General features: G+C 30.9%; 16 protein-coding genes. All 16 read left to right on the forward strand.

Annotated features, from left to right (window positions below):
• Positions 1–5 precede the first annotated feature (5 nt).
• The 16 genes from JM82_RS01065 to JM82_RS01140 all read left to right on the forward strand — a co-directional run bounded on the left by JM82_RS01065 (position 6) and on the right by JM82_RS01140 (position 18,199).
• Entirely contained in the window at positions 6–989 is a 984-nt protein-coding gene (locus tag JM82_RS01065) for a carboxypeptidase-like regulatory domain-containing protein (RefSeq protein WP_145000431.1), read from the forward strand.
• A 135-nt stretch (positions 990–1,124) separates the two neighbouring features.
• A complete protein-coding gene (locus JM82_RS01070) occupies positions 1,125–3,344 on the forward strand; it encodes a RelA/SpoT family protein (RefSeq protein ID WP_145000433.1) in 2,220 nt (739 codons plus the stop codon).
• 95 nt (positions 3,345–3,439) lie between these two features.
• Entirely contained in the window at positions 3,440–3,907 is a 468-nt protein-coding gene (locus JM82_RS01075; protein ID WP_028282732.1) for a Fur family transcriptional regulator, read from the forward strand.
• Between the two features lie 2 nt (positions 3,908–3,909).
• Positions 3,910–5,181 (forward strand): adenylosuccinate synthase, encoded by a 1,272-nt coding sequence (locus JM82_RS01080; RefSeq protein ID WP_145000435.1) that lies wholly within the window; start codon positions 3,910–3,912, stop codon positions 5,179–5,181.
• 93 nt (positions 5,182–5,274) lie between these two features.
• A complete protein-coding gene (locus JM82_RS01085; RefSeq protein WP_145000437.1) occupies positions 5,275–6,396 on the forward strand; it encodes a helix-turn-helix domain-containing protein in 1,122 nt (373 codons plus the stop codon).
• A 68-nt stretch (positions 6,397–6,464) separates the two neighbouring features.
• Entirely contained in the window at positions 6,465–7,025 is a 561-nt protein-coding gene (locus tag JM82_RS01090) for a hypothetical protein (protein ID WP_145000439.1), read from the forward strand.
• A gap of 190 nt (positions 7,026–7,215) precedes the next feature.
• Positions 7,216–9,012, forward strand: a complete 1,797-nt coding sequence (locus JM82_RS01095; protein WP_261375231.1) for an OstA-like protein — start codon at positions 7,216–7,218, stop codon at positions 9,010–9,012.
• A gap of 5 nt (positions 9,013–9,017) precedes the next feature.
• Positions 9,018–10,205, forward strand: coding sequence for an aspartate aminotransferase family protein (locus JM82_RS01100; protein WP_145000441.1), 1,188 nt, complete (start codon positions 9,018–9,020; stop codon positions 10,203–10,205).
• A gap of 142 nt (positions 10,206–10,347) precedes the next feature.
• The gene (locus tag JM82_RS01105; protein WP_145000443.1) at positions 10,348–11,742 is read left to right on the forward strand and encodes a tetratricopeptide repeat protein; all 1,395 of its coding nucleotides are present in this window, start codon (positions 10,348–10,350) and stop codon (positions 11,740–11,742) included.
• A gap of 47 nt (positions 11,743–11,789) precedes the next feature.
• A complete protein-coding gene (locus JM82_RS01110; RefSeq protein ID WP_145000445.1) occupies positions 11,790–12,800 on the forward strand; it encodes a DUF368 domain-containing protein in 1,011 nt (336 codons plus the stop codon).
• Positions 12,801–13,820 carry a DUF368 domain-containing protein gene (locus JM82_RS01115; RefSeq protein WP_145000447.1) on the forward strand — a complete coding sequence of 340 codons (1,020 nt, stop codon included), beginning with the start codon at positions 12,801–12,803 and terminating at the stop codon, positions 13,818–13,820. It abuts the gene before it with no gap.
• Positions 13,789–14,556, forward strand: coding sequence for a shikimate dehydrogenase family protein (locus tag JM82_RS01120; protein ID WP_261375232.1), 768 nt, complete (start codon positions 13,789–13,791; stop codon positions 14,554–14,556). Before JM82_RS01115 ends, JM82_RS01120 begins: the two co-directional genes overlap by 32 nt.
• A gap of 94 nt (positions 14,557–14,650) precedes the next feature.
• Positions 14,651–16,555 (forward strand): DUF349 domain-containing protein, encoded by a 1,905-nt coding sequence (locus JM82_RS01125; protein WP_145000448.1) that lies wholly within the window; start codon positions 14,651–14,653, stop codon positions 16,553–16,555.
• A gap of 166 nt (positions 16,556–16,721) precedes the next feature.
• Positions 16,722–16,946 (forward strand): hypothetical protein, encoded by a 225-nt coding sequence (locus JM82_RS01130; protein ID WP_145000449.1) that lies wholly within the window; start codon positions 16,722–16,724, stop codon positions 16,944–16,946.
• Positions 16,947–16,973: 27 nt separating this feature from the next.
• Positions 16,974–17,375: an OsmC family protein gene (locus JM82_RS01135; RefSeq protein ID WP_145000451.1), complete on the forward strand. Its 402-nt coding sequence runs from the start codon at positions 16,974–16,976 to the stop codon at positions 17,373–17,375.
• A 209-nt stretch (positions 17,376–17,584) separates the two neighbouring features.
• Complete coding sequence (locus JM82_RS01140) at positions 17,585–18,199, forward strand: protein-tyrosine-phosphatase (RefSeq protein ID WP_145001108.1); 615 nt, start codon at positions 17,585–17,587, stop codon at positions 18,197–18,199.
• The last annotated feature ends 2 nt before the right edge of the window (positions 18,200–18,201 follow it).

An 18,201-nucleotide genomic window follows, 5' to 3' on the forward strand; every position in this document is an offset into this window, starting at 1 on the left:
ACTGTATGCACTCTAGATATTTCATTATTTTACTTTTAGTACTATTTACAATTAATAGTTTCAGTCAAACTACAATTATTGATAGTATTACAAAAAATGGCGTCTCGTTTGCAACAGTTTCATTTGGAAACGGAAATGGAATATTTGCTGATGACGATGGTAAATTTTTCTTCACTAAAAAGCTATATTCAGATATCGATTCGCTTTTCGTTTCAGCATTAGGATACAAAGACGTTAAGCTGGCTTCAAAAACACTAAAAGACACCCTTTATTTAACACCACAATCTGACCTTTTAGACGAGGTTATCGTTATTGCTAAACCTTCAGGAAAACATAAAGAAGTTACACTTAAACCAACAGCACATGACGACTATTATAAATGTTGGCTACCTACTATTGAAAGTGAAATTGCTGTATTTTTCCCTAACACAGACAACAAACCAAAGCATGTCACTAAAGTGTTAATTCCTATTAAAACCGAAGCTAAAGATTGGGACAAAAGAGGTAAAAGTAATAAAGCAAAACGTCCTTTTTCAACGTTATTTAGAGTACAGTTTTACGAGAACAATAATGGACAACCTGGAGATGTTTTAACCTACGAAAAAGTCATTTTTATTGCCACTCAAGACACCAAACCCGTTTTTGAATTTGATGTGTCTGGATTTGATGTTTTTATTCCAAAAGATGGTATTTACATTTCCATACAAGTTTTAGGCTTTACAGACAAAAACGGAAAATTACTTCCAAATAAAAAATATCAAGAAGTTAAAACTAGACGTGGTATTGTAAAAGTATCAACAACCTTTAGACCTTTATTACCTTTTACAGACCAAATTTCTGAAAAAACTACCTTTGTAAAACGAGTTTTTCAAAACAATGGACAATGGGTTCTTTTTGATAAAAAAAACATTGATAACTCAAATCTTTTAAACGCTGGTTTAAACAATTATGGTATGGGTTTAAAAATGGAAGTTTATAAAGAGCAATAGCCTTTTTATTGCAATATTTTCATCTTGCAAAAAGCTTATTCAGTTTTAATCAAAATTAGACTAATGTGTGTTGTCTATTCATAATTTTGTAGTATTTTTAGTATTCATTCTATTTTAAATGAAGGAGAGCAATCTATGACAGAAATCGATATTGAAAAAGAAAATGCAGACATTGCAAAAGCCTATAAGCAACTTTTAAAAGTTAGCTATCGCACATTGTCTACAGAGGACAAAAAACTAATCCGAAAAGCATTTGATGTCGCTGTTGAAGCACATCGTCCACAACGCAGAAAAAGCGGAGAAGCCTACATCTTCCATCCTATTGCTGTTGCCAAAATTGTTGCCCAACAAATTGGTCTAGATGCAACATCTATTGCTGCTGCGTTACTGCATGATGTGGTTGAGGATAACGAAAACTACAGTGTCAAAGATATTGAAGATTTATTTGGATCTACAGTAGCCAAAATTGTAGATGGTTTGACAAAAATTTCGTCTTTAAGTAAAGAAAAAGACATGGACGTGTCTTTACAAGCCGAAAATTTTAGAAAAATGCTACTGACTTTAAATGATGACGTTAGAGTTATCATTATAAAAATAGCAGACCGTTTGCACAATATGCAAACCATGGACAGTATGCGTCCTGATAAACAAGAAAAAATAGCATCCGAAACCTTATACATTTATGCTCCTTTAGCGCATAGAATTGGATTATATAATATTAAAACAGAATTAGAGGACTTAGGATTAAAGTACACAGCACCTGATACTTACAACAAAATTCTTAATAAAATTAAAGAAAGTAAGGAAGAACAAGATGCTTACATAACCGAATTTAATGATGTTATAAAAAAATCCTTAGACAAAGAAGGCTTAAACTACACTATAAAAGGACGACCTAAATCCATATTTTCTATTAAACGTAAAATGGACAAACAAGGCGTTACATTTGATGAGGTTTACGACAAATTTGCTGTCCGAATTATATACAAAAGTGATCGTGAAAACGAAAAATTTCTAGCCTGGAAAATTTACTCCATTGTAACCGACCATTTTAGACCTAACCCAACCCGATTACGTGATTGGATATCCTCTCCAAAATCTACTGGATATGAAGCCTTACACATTACTGTTATGGGACCAAAAGGACGATGGGTAGAAGTACAAGTACGTAGTGAGCGTATGAATGAAATAGCCGAAAAAGGTTATGCTGCACACTATAAATATAAAAATGCCGAAGACAAAGAAGATAATTTAGACATGTGGATTAATCGTTTGCAGGAAGCCTTAGAAAATGCCTCTACCAATGCAGTCGATTTTGTAGAACAGTTTAAACTTAACCTGTATTCCAAAGAAATTTTTGTATTTACACCCAAAGGAGAATTAAAATCTTTACCAAAAGGCGCAACACCTTTAGACTTTGCGTTTAGTATCCATACAGAAGTTGGTAAAAAAACTAGAGGCGCCAAAGTTAATGGAAAACTAGTGCCTTTAAGTCACGAATTAAGTAGTGGTGATCAAGTAGATATTATCACTTCAGAAAACGCAAAACCTAACCCTAACTGGCTAGATTACGCGACCACTGCAAGAGCTAGAGGTAAAATTAAATCGCTATTAAAAGAAGATACTAAAATAATAGCCGAAGAAGGAAAAGAAATTTTAAGACGAAAACTAAAACAACTTAAAATTACGCTTAATGAAAAATCGGTTAACGAAATGGTTAGCTATTTTCATTTAAAAACTAGTTTAGACTTATTTTATCGTGTCGGTACAGGTAATATTGACAACACGATGCTTAAGGAGTATGCTGCTTCACGTAGCAATGCTTTGATGAGTTTTTTCAAAAATAAAATTACCAGAAAACAAACTATATCTCCAGAAGAAGTTAATAAAGATGAAATTACTAATAAATATGACTTATTAGTCTTTGGTAAAGAAGAAGAAAAACTAGATTACAAATTAGCTAATTGTTGTAATCCAATTCCTGGAGACGCAGTATTTGGCTTTATTACCATAAACGATGGTATTAAAGTGCATAAAAAAAATTGCCCAAATGCGATAAGTTTACAATCTAATTATGCCTATCGTATCATTCAGGCAAGATGGATAGACTCGTCACAACAAGAGTTTGCTGCACAGATTATTTTATCTGGAATAGACAATTTAGGACTAGTTAATCACATTACTAAAGTCATCTCATCCAACATGCACGTCAACATGAATAGTATTAGTTTTCAGAGTGATGACGGTATCTTTAAAGGAAAAATTAATGTTATTGTACGTAACAAATCCATGCTTAAAAAGTTAATGGATAATCTTAAAAAACTTAACGGTATAGACAAGGTAACTCGGGTTTAAATTAATGTTGTTAATAACTGTCTAATAACACTTAAAGTAAAGTCTAAGTTTTATGATTGCAACCTCAAAAAAAGATGTAAATTTGCTTGGTATTTATGAGCGCAAAAACAGATATAAAAAATCAAGAGATTGTAAAAAACGTATTCACTTCTTTTTTAGAAGCGAATGGTCATAGAAAAACACCAGAACGTTACGCTATACTTCAAGAAATCTATTCTAACGATGAACATTTTGATATAGAATCCCTATATCTAAACATGAAAAACAAGAAGTATCGTGTAAGTCGTGCTACGTTGTACAATACTATCGAGCTGCTTCTAGATTGCGGCTTAGTTAGAAAACACCAGTTTGGTAAAAATCAAGCACATTACGAAAAATCTTATTTTGATAAACAACATGACCATGTTATACTTCAAGATACAGGAGAAGTTATAGAATTTTGTGATCCAAGAATTCAGGCAATTAAAAAAACAATTGAGGAAGTCTTTGATATCGAAATTTCTAAGCACTCACTATATTTTTACGGAAATCGAAAAAAAAATAATAACAACACAACTAATTAAAAATGGCAGTAGATTTACTACTTGGTTTACAATGGGGAGATGAAGGCAAAGGAAAAATTGTCGACGTTTTAACTTCAAATTACAATATCATAGCACGTTTTCAAGGTGGTCCAAATGCAGGACATACTTTGAAATTTGACGGAATAAAACACGTACTACGTACTATACCTTCAGGAATTTTTCATAAAGATGCTATGAATGTTATTGGAAATGGTGTAGTAGTCGATCCAGTTGTTTTTATTAAAGAATTAGAGGGTTTAGACCAATTTGATGTTGATTATAAAGCCAAACTAATTGTATCTAGAAAAGCACACTTAATTTTACCAACGCATCGTTTATTAGATGCAGCTAGTGAAGCCTCTAAGGGAAAAGCTAAAATTGGTTCTACTTTAAAAGGTATTGGTCCAACATACATGGATAAAACTGGTAGAAACGGTATTAGAGTTGGTGATCTAGAATTAGATAGCTGGAAAGAAAAATACAGAGCTTTAGCTAATAAGCACGAAGCTATGATCGCATTTTATAATGTTGACGTACAATACGATCTAGAAGAAATGGAAGTTGAATTTTTTGAGTCTATTGAAAAACTTAAAGAATTACAATTTATAGATAGCGAAGCCTATTTACACCAATCACTAAAAGATGGTAAAACCATTTTAGCAGAAGGTGCTCAAGGATCGCTTTTAGATATCGATTTTGGTACCTATCCATTTGTAACATCAAGTAATACAACTGCAGCAGGAGCTTGTACTGGTTTAGGTATTGCACCAAACCAAATTAAAGAAGTCTTTGGTATTTTTAAAGCCTATACAACACGTGTAGGTTCTGGACCTTTTCCAACAGAGTTATTTGATAAAGATGGAGAAGAAATGGCTAGAGTTGGCCAAGAGTTTGGAGCAGTAACAGGTCGCGCTAGACGTTGTGGATGGTTAGACTTAGTGGCTTTAAAATACACTTGTCGCGTTAATGGTGTTACACAATTAATGATGATGAAAAGTGATGTTTTATCTGGTTTTGAAACTTTAAAGGTAGCAACTGCTTATAAATATAAAGGAGAAACGATTAAACATTTACCTTTTAACATAGAACCTGAAAATGTAGAACCTATATATACAGAGTTTAAAGGTTGGAGCGAAGACTTAACAGAAATGAGTGAAGCTTCTCAATTACCAAAAGCGCTAAATGATTATATCGCATTTTTAGAAGAAGAATTAGAAATTCCTATTAAAATAGTATCTGTTGGACCAGACAGAAAACAGACTATTTTTATGTAATTAAATAATAAAACATAATACCTAAAACCTCATATATTTTAAAATTTATGAGGTTTTTTATTTAAATTTAAAATTGAATAATACTTCCATCGAATGAACTTAGAAAAGTTAAACATCTTCAATATTCTTATAATTTCGGGTGTTATTCATGGTATTATTTTTAGTTTCATTCTATTTCTTCAAAAAAAACAAATTTTAAAACATACTTATTTTTTAGCCTTAACAGTTTTATTTTTATCACTTAGCAATCTACAATATTGGTTAATTGACATCTTAATAGTTAATTCTAAAATTGCTTTATTATTAACAACTATACCTTGGCAATGGTTAATAATGCCAGTGTTTTATTTATATGTATTCAATTTTGTAAAACAGAAAAAAGCGAAAACAAAACTAAAATTACTATTAGTACTACCCTTTCTAATTGTTCTTTCCTTAAACTTGATATTACAAATTTATTTTAACACAAACGTTTCTCAAAAAATTTCAATTCATGCAATAACCAATCAAGTATTCAATTTTTTATCTATTATTTATAATGTGATTATTATAATTTTTACTTTAAAAATGATCAAATCTTATGAAAAAGGTAACATTATTGTAAACACAAAAGTCTATCCAGAAACATTATGGTTAAAGCGACTTCTAAAAATTGGATTACTAATTTGTTTAGTATGGCTCATAACTATAATATTTTCAATATTAAATGAAAATGATAAAAATTACATCTTCTACCCTATGTGGATTTGTATATCATTCCTAATCTATTGGATTGGATATATAGGTTTAGCTAAATCAAAATTATTAATAGAACGGAAAAAATTAAAAGCAAATAAGAAAAGGGAAACTAAAATTAATAAGCCAATTAACAGCTCTAGCACATTTAATAAAATTGAAACAAAAATTATAACAGAACAACTTTATCTAAATCCAAACTTAAATTTAAGCTTACTATCAAACTTATTAGGTTTAAGCGAAGGTTATATTTCTCAACAAATAAATACAAATTCTGAAATCAATTTTAATGATTTTATAAATAAGCTTCGAATTGATAATGCTAAAGAAATCCTTGCTAATAAAGACTTTAATAATTACACTATTGAATCTATAGGTTTAGAGTCTGGTTTCAATTCTAAATCAAGCTTTTACGCTGCATTCAAAAAATTTACCAATCAAACACCTGTTCAGTATAAAAAAGATGTCCGAAATCTTTAACTTGTTTAATATTTTAAACACTAACTTATGAAATAGTGCATAGTTTTGTGTAATAAAACATAAAAACCATGAAACCTAAATATTTTATAATTAGTGTATTTTTCATTAACATCAGTTATTCACAATCCAATAAATCCAAAGATTGGACAAACGATGAAACTGCTTATTACAATATTTTCGAAAATTTAGCGAGATACACATACAAAAAAGACATAGATAGTATTTCAAAAGACACTCTTATTGAAAAGTATATTTACTTTGATTATGTTTTAAAAGATACTGTACAAGAAAGAAAACAAAAGAGAATAAAAAAACTTATACCTCTTTTTAGTTATTTTAAAAAAACACTTGATAGTCTGGGTATAGATAATATTGATGCTAAACCTATACGCTTTTATAAAAACCATAAAATTTATGAGCCTTTTGATGAAGATAAAACTCAGTTAAAAACGGTTGGAGGCAAAAAAATGTATACAGAAGATGTTAATGTATTTGCTTACTTCAGGAAGGAAGATCCAGAAAACCCATTAGGGACATTGTTATTTGAACCCAAAACACATAAACTATTATCTTGGGTTTTAATAAACCAAGGTGGTTATAGATATTTTTTACTTTTCAATATCTTATAATAAAATGTTTAACTAATTATCAAAACTCATAGGTTTCAAAAATCTGTGAGTTTTTTTACAAATTAATCAACTCTCATCTTAAATAATTCCTAACAAACAATACCAAGTGCTTTAAATCGTTATTTTTGTGCCAAACAATAACATCTTGAAAATTAATAAACACATATATTTTTTATTCTTAATGCTGACTATGCAATTAGGAATAGCACAGCAAAAAACCATCGAGATTAAAGACTCTGGTGCATTTGGTGATATTGACGAAGAAAACTTTCCAGGAGCAAGTATCCTAACCAGAAGTGATCAAGGTCAAGTCCATATTTACCATGATGGTATTGATATGTTTTGCGACAAAGCCATATTTTATGGTAAAGAAGATTTTGTTGAAGCCTACGGAAATGTAAACATGAAGCAAGGTGACACCATAAACTTAACGTCAAAATACGTGGAGTATTCTGGTAAAACACAATTAGCATTTGCAAGTGGTGATGTGGTATTGACAGATCCTCAATCTACCATAACATCTGATACGCTATACTTTAACAGAGCAAAACAAGAATCTTATTATAAATCTGGAGGTAAAGTTGTAAGGGACTCATCTGGGACGATTACAAGTCGTATTGGTCGTTATTATATGAATGACAAAAAATACCGTTTTGTAGATAGTGTCAAACTTGTCAATCCAGATTACGAGCTTAACACAAAAACCCTGGATTACTATTCTGATAATGGTCATGCCTACATGTATGGTCCTTCAACAATAGTAGGTGATAGTAGCAAAATTTACAGCGAACGTGGTTTTTACGACACCACAAACGACACTGGCTATTTTGTCCGAAACTCAAGAATAGACTACGATAATCGTGTCATTGTTGGTGACAGTTTACATTTTGACAGAAGACTAAATTTTGCCTCAGCAACTAATAATATAACCGTTACAGACACTATTAATAGTAGTATCATTAAAGGACATTATGCAGAAGTCTATCGTGCTAAAGACTCTGTGTTTATTACCAAACGCGCTTTAGCAATTACTATCCAAGAAAAAGATAGTATATACATGCATGCAGACACGTTGATGGTTACAGGTAAACCAGAACATCGTATTACTAGAGGCTATTACAATGGTAAGGTATATAAATCAGATATTAGTGCAAAAGCAGATTCGATTCATGCAGACCATAAAACAGGACTAACACAGTTAATCAATTTAAAACGATTAAATAAAGGCGATGCATTTTCGGCTGCAAGAAAACCAATACTCTGGAATCTGGACAATCAAATGACAGGTGATACGATTCATTTAAAATCAAATCCTAAAACCGAAAAATTAGATTCACTCATCGTTTTTTATAATGCTTTTTTAATTAGTAAGGACACGATTAGTAAAGACTCATACAATCAAATTTCTGGTAAACGTTTAATAGGGATGTTTGATGATGATAATCAAATCAAACAAGTAGATATACTTAAAAATGCAGAATCTATTAACTTTAGTAGAAATGATAAGCAAGAGTTAATTGGAATAGAAAAATCAAAATCTGCAGATATTATTATCTATTTTGAAGAAAAAGAAGTTGTTGAGCTTAGAAAACTTTTACAATTTGAAGGCAAGCTTTACACAGAAGAAGATTTACCATTAAACGCTAGAAAATTAAGAGGTTTTGATTGGCGTGATGATGAACGTCCAAAATCTGTTGAAGACTTATTTAAAGACGATCCACCATTTACATTACCTGTAATTAAAGGACTAGAACCTTATCAAGAAGGTGAAGAGTTTTTTGGAGAGGCTTTAATTGGACGTGTTAAAAAAGCAGACGACGAAGCTGAAAAGAAGAATTTAAACAAAAAAGACGAAGCTCCTAAAGCCTCAAGGAATGTTCCTAAAAAATTTCTAAATACAAATACTAATACTCCTGCTTTACAAAAAGCAACTTCAAAAAAACAAACAGTTAATCAAAAAGTACAATCTAAGACTGATCAGGATTAGGAGTTATGAAGGATAGATTTTTTAAACACCAAGCACAAACGTCTCCATATCCTTTAGCTCTAGAAATTTCTTATGCTAAAGGAAGCTATATTTACGACACTAATAACAAAGCCTATTTAGACTTTGTTGCAGGTGTATCTGCATGTACATTAGGACATAGCCACCCAAAAGTAGTTAATGCCATTAAACAACAAGCAGACAAATATTTGCATGTTATGGTTTATGGAGAATATGTCCAAAAGCCAGCAGTAGACTTATGTAAATTTATAGCAGATCACTTACCAGAACCTTTAACATCTACGTATTTAGTTAATTCTGGTACAGAAGCTATTGAAGGTGCTTTAAAATTAGCACGACGTGTTACTGGACGTAGTCAGATTATTGCAGCCCATAATGCCTATCATGGTAATACTTTAGGATCTTTAAGTTTAATGGACTTTGAAGAGCGAAAAGCACCTTTTAGACCATTACTGCCAGATATTAGTCACATTACGTTTAATTACCAACCACATTTTAAACATATCACTACAAAAACTGCTGCAGTAATAGTTGAAACCATTCAAGGTGGAGCTGGTTTTATAGAGCCTAAAAACGATTATTTAGCCAAATTAAAAGCAAAATGTCAGGACGTTGGAGCGCTATTAATTTTAGACGAAATACAACCAGGAATTGGCAGAACAGGACAATTATTTGGTTTTCAAAATTATAATGTGGTTCCAGACATTGTCGTTACCGGAAAAGGATTAGCTGGTGGATTACCAATTGGCGCATTTACAGCGTCTAAGGCTCATATGGATGCCTTTCAGGATGGACCAAAGCTAAGCCACATTACAACTTTTGGTGGTAACCCATTAATTGCAGCTTCGGCTTTAGCCACATTACAAGAAGTTACAAATAGTGACTTAATGTCACAAGCTTTAGAAAAAGAACAATTAATCAGGCAACACTTAAAACATCCTTTAATTACCGAAATTAGAGGTCGTGGTTTAATGTTAGCAGCCATAACTACTGCAGCAAACATCACTGACCAAGTGGTACTACAAGCGCAAAATCAAGGATTAATACTCTTTTGGTTGCTGTTTGAGCCTAAAGCAATACGTATAACACCACCTTTAACCATCAGTAATGAAGAAATTATTAAAGGGTGTGGCATTATTATTGACTTATTAAATAAAATAACGGACTCTAATTAAAGAGTAAGTCTCTTTCAATCAATCAAAAACACATCAAAACCCGTAATTGTTGATTACTTTGTTAAAAACAAAAGTGGCAAATGCCATTTAAAAAGTAATAGAACAGTACATTTATTACAATAGAAACACCTAAACAGTGCCTATGGAGTTTAGTCAAGAAGAACCAAATAAAGTATCGCTTAGTAGATTTGAATCGATGTTAAAAACAAACAATGTGTTGTTTTTTGACTCGGACGAATTTGAAAATATAATACACCATTACCTTAACCAAGGTAAAGTATCTTTAGCAAAAAAAGCTATTAAGTTAGGCTTAGAGCAACATCCTACATCTACTAATCTTAAATTATTTAAGGTAGAAATTTATGTGTTTGAAAATAAGCTAAAAGAAGCGAATCAGTTACTAGATGCCTTGTATGTATTAGAGCCATCAAACGAAGAAATATACATTCAAAAAGCTAATATATTATCTAAAGATGATAAGCATCAAGACGCGATTAAAGTTTTAAATATAGCTTTAGATTTAGCAGAAGAATCCTCAGAACTACATTCTTTAATAGGAATGGAATATCTATTTTTAGATAACTTTGAAGAAGCTAAACAGAGTTTTATGCGTTGTCTAGATGATGACATGGATGACTATTCTGCGTTATACAACATTATGTATTGCTTCGATTTTTTAAATGAAAATGATGAAGCAATCACCTTTTTAAATAGTTATTTAGATAAAAACCCATATTGTGAAGTTGCTTGGCACCAATTAGGTAAGCAATATTTTACTATAAAACAATACGAAAAATCTTTAAGTGCTTTTGAATTTGCAATTATCTCTGACGACACTTTTGTAGGTGCTTACATTGAAAAAGGTAGAGTCCTAGAAAAGTTAAAGCGTTATAACGAAGCAATCGAAAATTACGCAGTAACCCTAGAATTGGAAGACCCTACATCTTTTGCTTTATTAAGATTAGGACAATGTCATGAAAAACTAGGTCAGATAGATTTAGCAAAACAATATTATTATAAAACTGTTAAAGAAGACCCATTACTTGATAAGGGTTGGATAGCCATTACAAAGTTTTATAACAAACAAAAAAACTACCAAAAAGCATTATATTATATTAATAAAGCAATTAATATTAATGCAGACAATGCTGTATATTGGAAGTTATATGCACAAATAAACCACAGGCTAAACTTTTTAGAAGAATCTGAACGTGGCTATAAGCGAGCTTTAGAACTTGGAAATTATGAGTTAGCCTCTTGGTTACAAAGAGCAGATATTTTAATTCAATTAGGAGAACCTGAAGCTGCTAGCTTAAACTTAATTCAGGCAGCAGAATTTTACCCAGAAGATGCAGAAATTGAATTTAGACTAGCTGGTATTTACTATGGTTTATTAGAAACTGAAAAAGGAAGCTACCACTTAAAAAACGGATTAACTTTTGACGAGGAACTAATATTTATTATAGAAGAAATTTTTCCAATGGTCTACCAATCTACGACCTTTAAAAACGCGTTAAAAAAGTTACATAAATCATAACATAAAATGATTTTTGCATACCTTTGGTTACCAACAAAACTCAAATTATGCAAAGACGCTTAAAAGATTACCTTGTTATTAGTTTAAAAGGAATTGCTATGGGAGCAGCAGATGCAGTTCCTGGAGTATCAGGAGGCACCATTGCGTTTATCTCTGGGATTTACCAAGAGTTAATTACAACTATAAGTGGTGTTAACTTATCATTAGTGAAGACCTTAAAAAAAGATGGTTTTTTTGCCTTTTGGAAACAACTAAACGGTAACTTTCTTTTAGCGCTTTTAACAGGTATTATTATCAGTTTTGTTTCGTTTATGAGACTAGCAAAATACCTAATAGAACAACACCCAGTTTTAATATGGTCGTTCTTTTTTGGTTTAATTATAGCTAGTATCTTTTTTGTTGGTAAACAAATTAACAAATGGTCTGCTAAAACCATTATCGCATTAATTATTGGTACTATAGCTGCATTTTATATTACTAGTTTACCATCTTTAGCTAGTAATACCAACTCCTATTTTTTATTTATTGCTGGAGCCTTAGCAATTTGCGCTATGATTTTACCAGGTATTTCTGGTAGTTTTATATTAGTAATTTTAGGAGCATATAAAACATTAAGTGATGCTTTTCATGACTTTGATTTAAAAAAAATAGCTCTATTTGCAACTGGAGCAATTGTTGGTTTGCTTAGTTTTAGCCACGTATTAAAATGGCTATTCAAAAATTACCATAATACAACTCTAGCCATTCTAACCGGTTTTATTCTAGGTTCATTAAATAAAGTTTGGCCTTATAAAAAAACCATTTCGGTAATGGATGACGCTTCAGGATCTGTAGTCGATTTTATTGGACTTTCAGACTACCAAACGTTAAGTGTGTTTCAAAAAAACAGCTTAGATTTTGATAGCTACAAAACCGTTTTAGAGCAAAGTGTACTGCCATCAACCTATTCTCAAATTAACGCTAATACAGACGCTCAATTAGTTTTAGCAATTGGATTGATGATTGCAGGTTTTTTAACTATTTTTATTCTTGAAAAGGTAGGTAATAAAGCAAGCTAAATGCAAAACACACGCACATTTAAAGATAAACTATTTTTAATCTTAAAAGGATTAGGCATGGGAGCAGCTAATAAAGTTCCTGGTGTATCTGGTGGTGTCGTGGCATTTGTTGCAGGTTTTTACGAAGAGTTTATACACTCCTTACAAAAGGTAAATGGCACTGCTTTTAAATTACTTTTAAAAGGACGCTTTAAAGCGTTTTATCATTATATAAATGGACGTTTTTTAAGCTTACTGTTTTTTGGAATGATAGTAAGCTATTTTAGTATTTCAAAAATCCTAGACTATCTTATTACGCACTACCAACTCTATGTTTGGAGTGTCTTTTTCGGGATGATTATAGGTTCAATTTATTACATAAGTAAGGATTTTAAAGATTGGAAAACCACAACATACTTAGCTTTAATTATTGGTGCTGTTTTAGGAATAGGTATTAGTTTTCTAGATCCTGCTACAGAAAATGATAACCTAATATTTGTTTTTTTCTGCGGAATAATTAGTGTTTCAGGAATGACATTACCTGGCTTTTCAGGATCATTTATCTTAATATTATTAGGTAATTACGTCTTACTATTAGTGGACTCTGTGAATGCTTTATTTGATACTTTTTCCGAGGTATTAATAGGTGATTTTAGCTTTACTGCAAATATAGAACGTCTTAGGATGTTAAAAGTACTAGCAGTCTTTACATTAGGCTCTGTAGTTGGTTTGGTAACTTTTTCTCATGTATTAAATTACATTTTAAAACATTATAAAAATGTCACGCTAGCATCAATTATAGGTTTTATAGTAGGATCTTTAGGTGTTGTGTGGCCATTTAAACATACCATATTTAAAACAAAATCTACAGGCGAATTTTTAGTAGATTCTAGAGGTCAAAAAATAATTGAAAATTACGAACGTTACTTACCAGAACTTAATACCGAAACTATAATCGCATTATGCTACACCATAGTAGGAATAGCAATCGTATTAGCATTAGAAATATATGGACAAAAAACAAAGCAATCACATGCGTAACTATGGATTAATTGGTAAAGATATCTCCTACTCTTTCTCTCAAAACTATTTTTCAATAAAATTTAAAGACGAAAATATTACTGATGCTAAATACCAAAATTTTGACATTCAAAATATTGAAACTTTTAAATCAAACATACTAACAACCAAAGGATTATCTGGTCTTAATGTTACCATCCCTTATAAAGAAAGTATTATTCCCTTTTTAGATTCATTAGATAAAAAAGCAAAAAAAATTGGTGCAGTAAACACTATTAAATTCACTAAAAAAGGACGTCTTAAAGGCTACAATACAGATATTTATGGTTTCAAAAAAAGTATCAAACCACATATAAAAAAACATCATAAAAAAGCTTTAATTTTAGGTACAGGAGGAGCCAGCAAAGCAATTGCTTATGTTTTAAAACAACTAAACATTCAATTTCATTTTGTATCAAGACAGCAGTCAAAAGCAGTTAGTTACACCTATGATACGTTAACTAAAGCTATTATTAATGAGCATCAAATAATTATAAATTGCTCGCCTGTTGGGACGTTTCCTGATGTAAATGAAGCACCAAATATTCCATATGGTGGACTTTCTAAAAAACATGTTTTATTCGACTTAATTTATAATCCATCACAAACGGTTTTTTTAAAACATGGCAAAAACCATGGTGCGACTACTATAAATGGCTATGACATGTTAGTGTTTCAGGCTGAAAAATCTTGGAAAATCTGGAATAAAAATCTTTAAACTAAGAGTTAATCAACAATTTATTGGTAGTTTTTCAACTTGTCACTATCTTTAAAAGCTAAATACATAAATATCAACTAAAAACATTTTAAAAATGTCAGAGCTAGATAACCTGCAAAATGCAGATGGAACGAAAGAAAACACTGAAAACGTACAACCAGAAACACCACAAGAAGTAACTTCTAAAGTAGAAGATAACGATGATGTTTTAAATGAAATTGAAGATTCTAATGCAGAAGATGCTGAAGATGAAGGTAACGTTGACAGACATAACATTGAAGATAAAGATTACGAATCGCTTAATCTAGAGCAATTGGTTATCGAACTTGAGCGTTTGGTTAAAAACGAAAAAGTACAAGCTATTAAAAAACATGTAGATGCAATCAAAACAGAATTTGACAAGCAGTTTCATGAGCTTTTGGACGAGAAAAAAGAAGAGTTTTTAAGTAATGGTGGTAATGAGATTGACTTTAGATATCACACACCTATCCAACAAAGCTTTAAAGATAACTATAAAGATTACAGACAACGCTTAAGTGGTCACTACAAAAATATAGAACAAAACCACAAGCAAAATCTTACTAATCGATTAGACATCATAGAAGGTATTAAAGCATTAACAGAAGATGCTGAAGACTCTATGAACACTAAATACAAAAAGTTTAAAGAGTTACAAGACCAATGGAAAACTGCTGGTCCAATACCAAGAGATAAATATAACAACGCTTGGAATAGCTACCATTTTAATGTCGAACGTTTTTACGACCTACTACATTTAGACAGAGATTTGCGCGATAAAGATTTTGAACATAATTTAGAGCTTAAAACTAAAATTATCGAGCAAGCTGAAGCATTAGCTAATGATGAAAATACCAACAGAGCCTTTAGAGAACTTCAAAATTTACATAAGATTTGGAAAGAAGAACTTGGACCTGTAGCTAGAGAACATAGAGAACCAATTTGGGAGCGCTTTAAAGAAGCGACTAAAAAAATTAACGCGAAGCGTCAAGATTACTTTAAAAATTTGGACACTGTTTATGAGCAAAACTTATTAAATAAACAGGCGATAATCACGCTTATTGAAGAAAAAGCAAGTGAAAAAATCACGAATCATAATGGTTGGCAAAATAAAATTAAAGAAATTGAAGCCTTAAGAGAAGAGTTTTTCAAAGCAGGTAAAGTACCTGTTAAAGTTAACGAAGCAACTTGGGCTAAATTTAAAGAAGCTGTAAGAGGTTTTAATAGACGTAAAAACGAATTTTATAAAAGCTTAAAGAAAGACCAATACGATAATCTAGAGAAAAAACTAGAATTAATTAAAATTGCTGAAGACAATAAAGACAGTGAAGATTTTCAGGCAACAACGCAGTTGATGAAAAAAATTCAAGGCGATTGGAAACGTATTGGACATGTCCCTAGAAAAGATAGTGATAAAATATGGAAGCAATTTAAAAGTGCTTGCAACCACTATTTTGATCGTATTAAAGAACAACGAAATGCAGCTAGTGCTGAAGAGGAAGAGGCTTTTACACAAAAAGAAGCCTTACTATCTGAAGTTAAAAACTTGACTCTTTCTGGAGATCAAAAAACAGACTTAGCAACTATAAAAACACAAATTAATAGCTGGAAAACTTTAGGTCGTGTGCCACGTAATAAGAAACAAATAGAAAGTGACTTTAATGATACACTTGATGGATTATTTAAATCTTTGGACTTAAATAAAACGGAAGCCGAGTTGATAAAATTTGAAAACAAGTTAGATCAATTATCTTCTGGTGATGACAGTCGCGCTATTGACAATGAGCGTTTTTACATCCAGAAAAAAGTAGATGAAATTAAAGGTGAAATTATTCAACTTGAAAATAACTTACAATTTTTCTCAAATGTAAAATCAGATAATCCATTAGTTAAAGAAGTGCATAAAAACATTAAAAAGCATAAGGATGATTTACAATTATGGGATACAAAACTTAAAAAAATTAAAGGATTGTACAATTAAAAAAATCTAACTAATTTTAAAATTAAAGTTGCTATAAATATTACACATGTAATAGAATTAGCAACTTTTTTTGCTTTAGACACACTTACAAAAACTATTTCTACTTTAATAAATAATAACCTTGTACTTACTAAAGTATATGGTTTTAAATTAGTAAATTACTATTATGAAAATAAACCTTTTATCCTGCGACGCAATTAGACCTGATAAAAAAGGAATTGCTAATTGTATTGAAGCTATTGCAATAGATATTAATGCAGCACAAGCCTTTCAATTTACAGAAATCTTATTAGAAGGAGATCCTATCGATTTTGATGTGGATGACAAAAACTCAGGATCTGCGTTAAGAGCCTTGCGCAAACTGGATATAGATTATCAGATATTAGATTAAAAACATTAGTAATAAAGTATACCAATTATGACCTACGGTATTAACGCTAAATCCTTTGCCAATAAGGACGCTTCAATCACTATAAAAGAGACTGCAATACAATTTGGTACTACACCACAATCTAACGATACGCTTGCTAGTCCTGCTGATTTATTTTTAAGTGCTTTTGCTGCTTGTATTTTAAAAAATGTACAACGTTTTTCTGTTTTAATGAAATTTGAATACACTTCTGCAGACATTACAGTACAAGGAGTACGTCTAGACAAACCACCAAGAATGGATCAAATAGACTATCAATTAATAATAGATACTACAGATAAAAATCTAAACGTAAACTTGCTGAAAAAAAATATTGAAAAATTTGGTACCATTTATAATACGGTTAAATTAAGCTGCGATATAAACGGAACCGTTACGACAAAAGCATAAATCCATTAACAGACTACAATTCTAAGATTAACTTTATGTAAAGTAATACATAAATGAGATATAATTTATTTGAATGTTTAAATATTAATCGTAACATTGCAATGAATTAATTAATAATAGAAATTAATTTAAATATCAAAAAACATATTAGCCATATAATACAAACTGTTTTTTAAAATCAACTTACAATGAAGTCTAATACACAGCCTATGCTATTTGAAGACATAGAAAAAACAATTAAGCAATTAAGACCTGATACCATTTCTGAATCACGAAAAGAAGTATTACAACCTTTAGCAGATTATATACAATCAAAGGTGAATAATAACCTAGAAATACGTATTAATTTTATATGTACACATAATTCTAGACGCAGTCATTTATCGCAAATTTGGGCACAAACAATAGCCAGCTACTTTGCTATTAAAAACGTATTTTGTTACTCTGGTGGTACTGAAGCAACAGCAGTTTACCCTATGGTTATCAAAACATTAAACCAATCTGGGTTTAAAATAAATGCGCTATCAAACGATAAAAACCCAATTTATTCAATCAAATATTCTAATAACGAACATCCAATTATTGGTTTTTCAAAAACATTAGATGACGATTTTAATCCGCAATCACAATTTGCTGCAATTATGACTTGTAGTCAAGCAGATGGTGGTTGTCCATTTATTGCTGGTGCTGAGCAACGTATACCTATTACTTTTGAAGATCCAAAAGCATTTGATAACACACCACAACAAGAAGAAAAATACAACGAAAGAAGTTTGCAAATAGCTACTGAAATGTTATTTGTTTTCTCTCAAATAAAATCATAAAA

Source organism: Olleya sp. Hel_I_94 (assembly GCF_007827365.1).
In the GTDB taxonomy this organism is placed as follows: domain Bacteria; phylum Bacteroidota; class Bacteroidia; order Flavobacteriales; family Flavobacteriaceae; genus Olleya.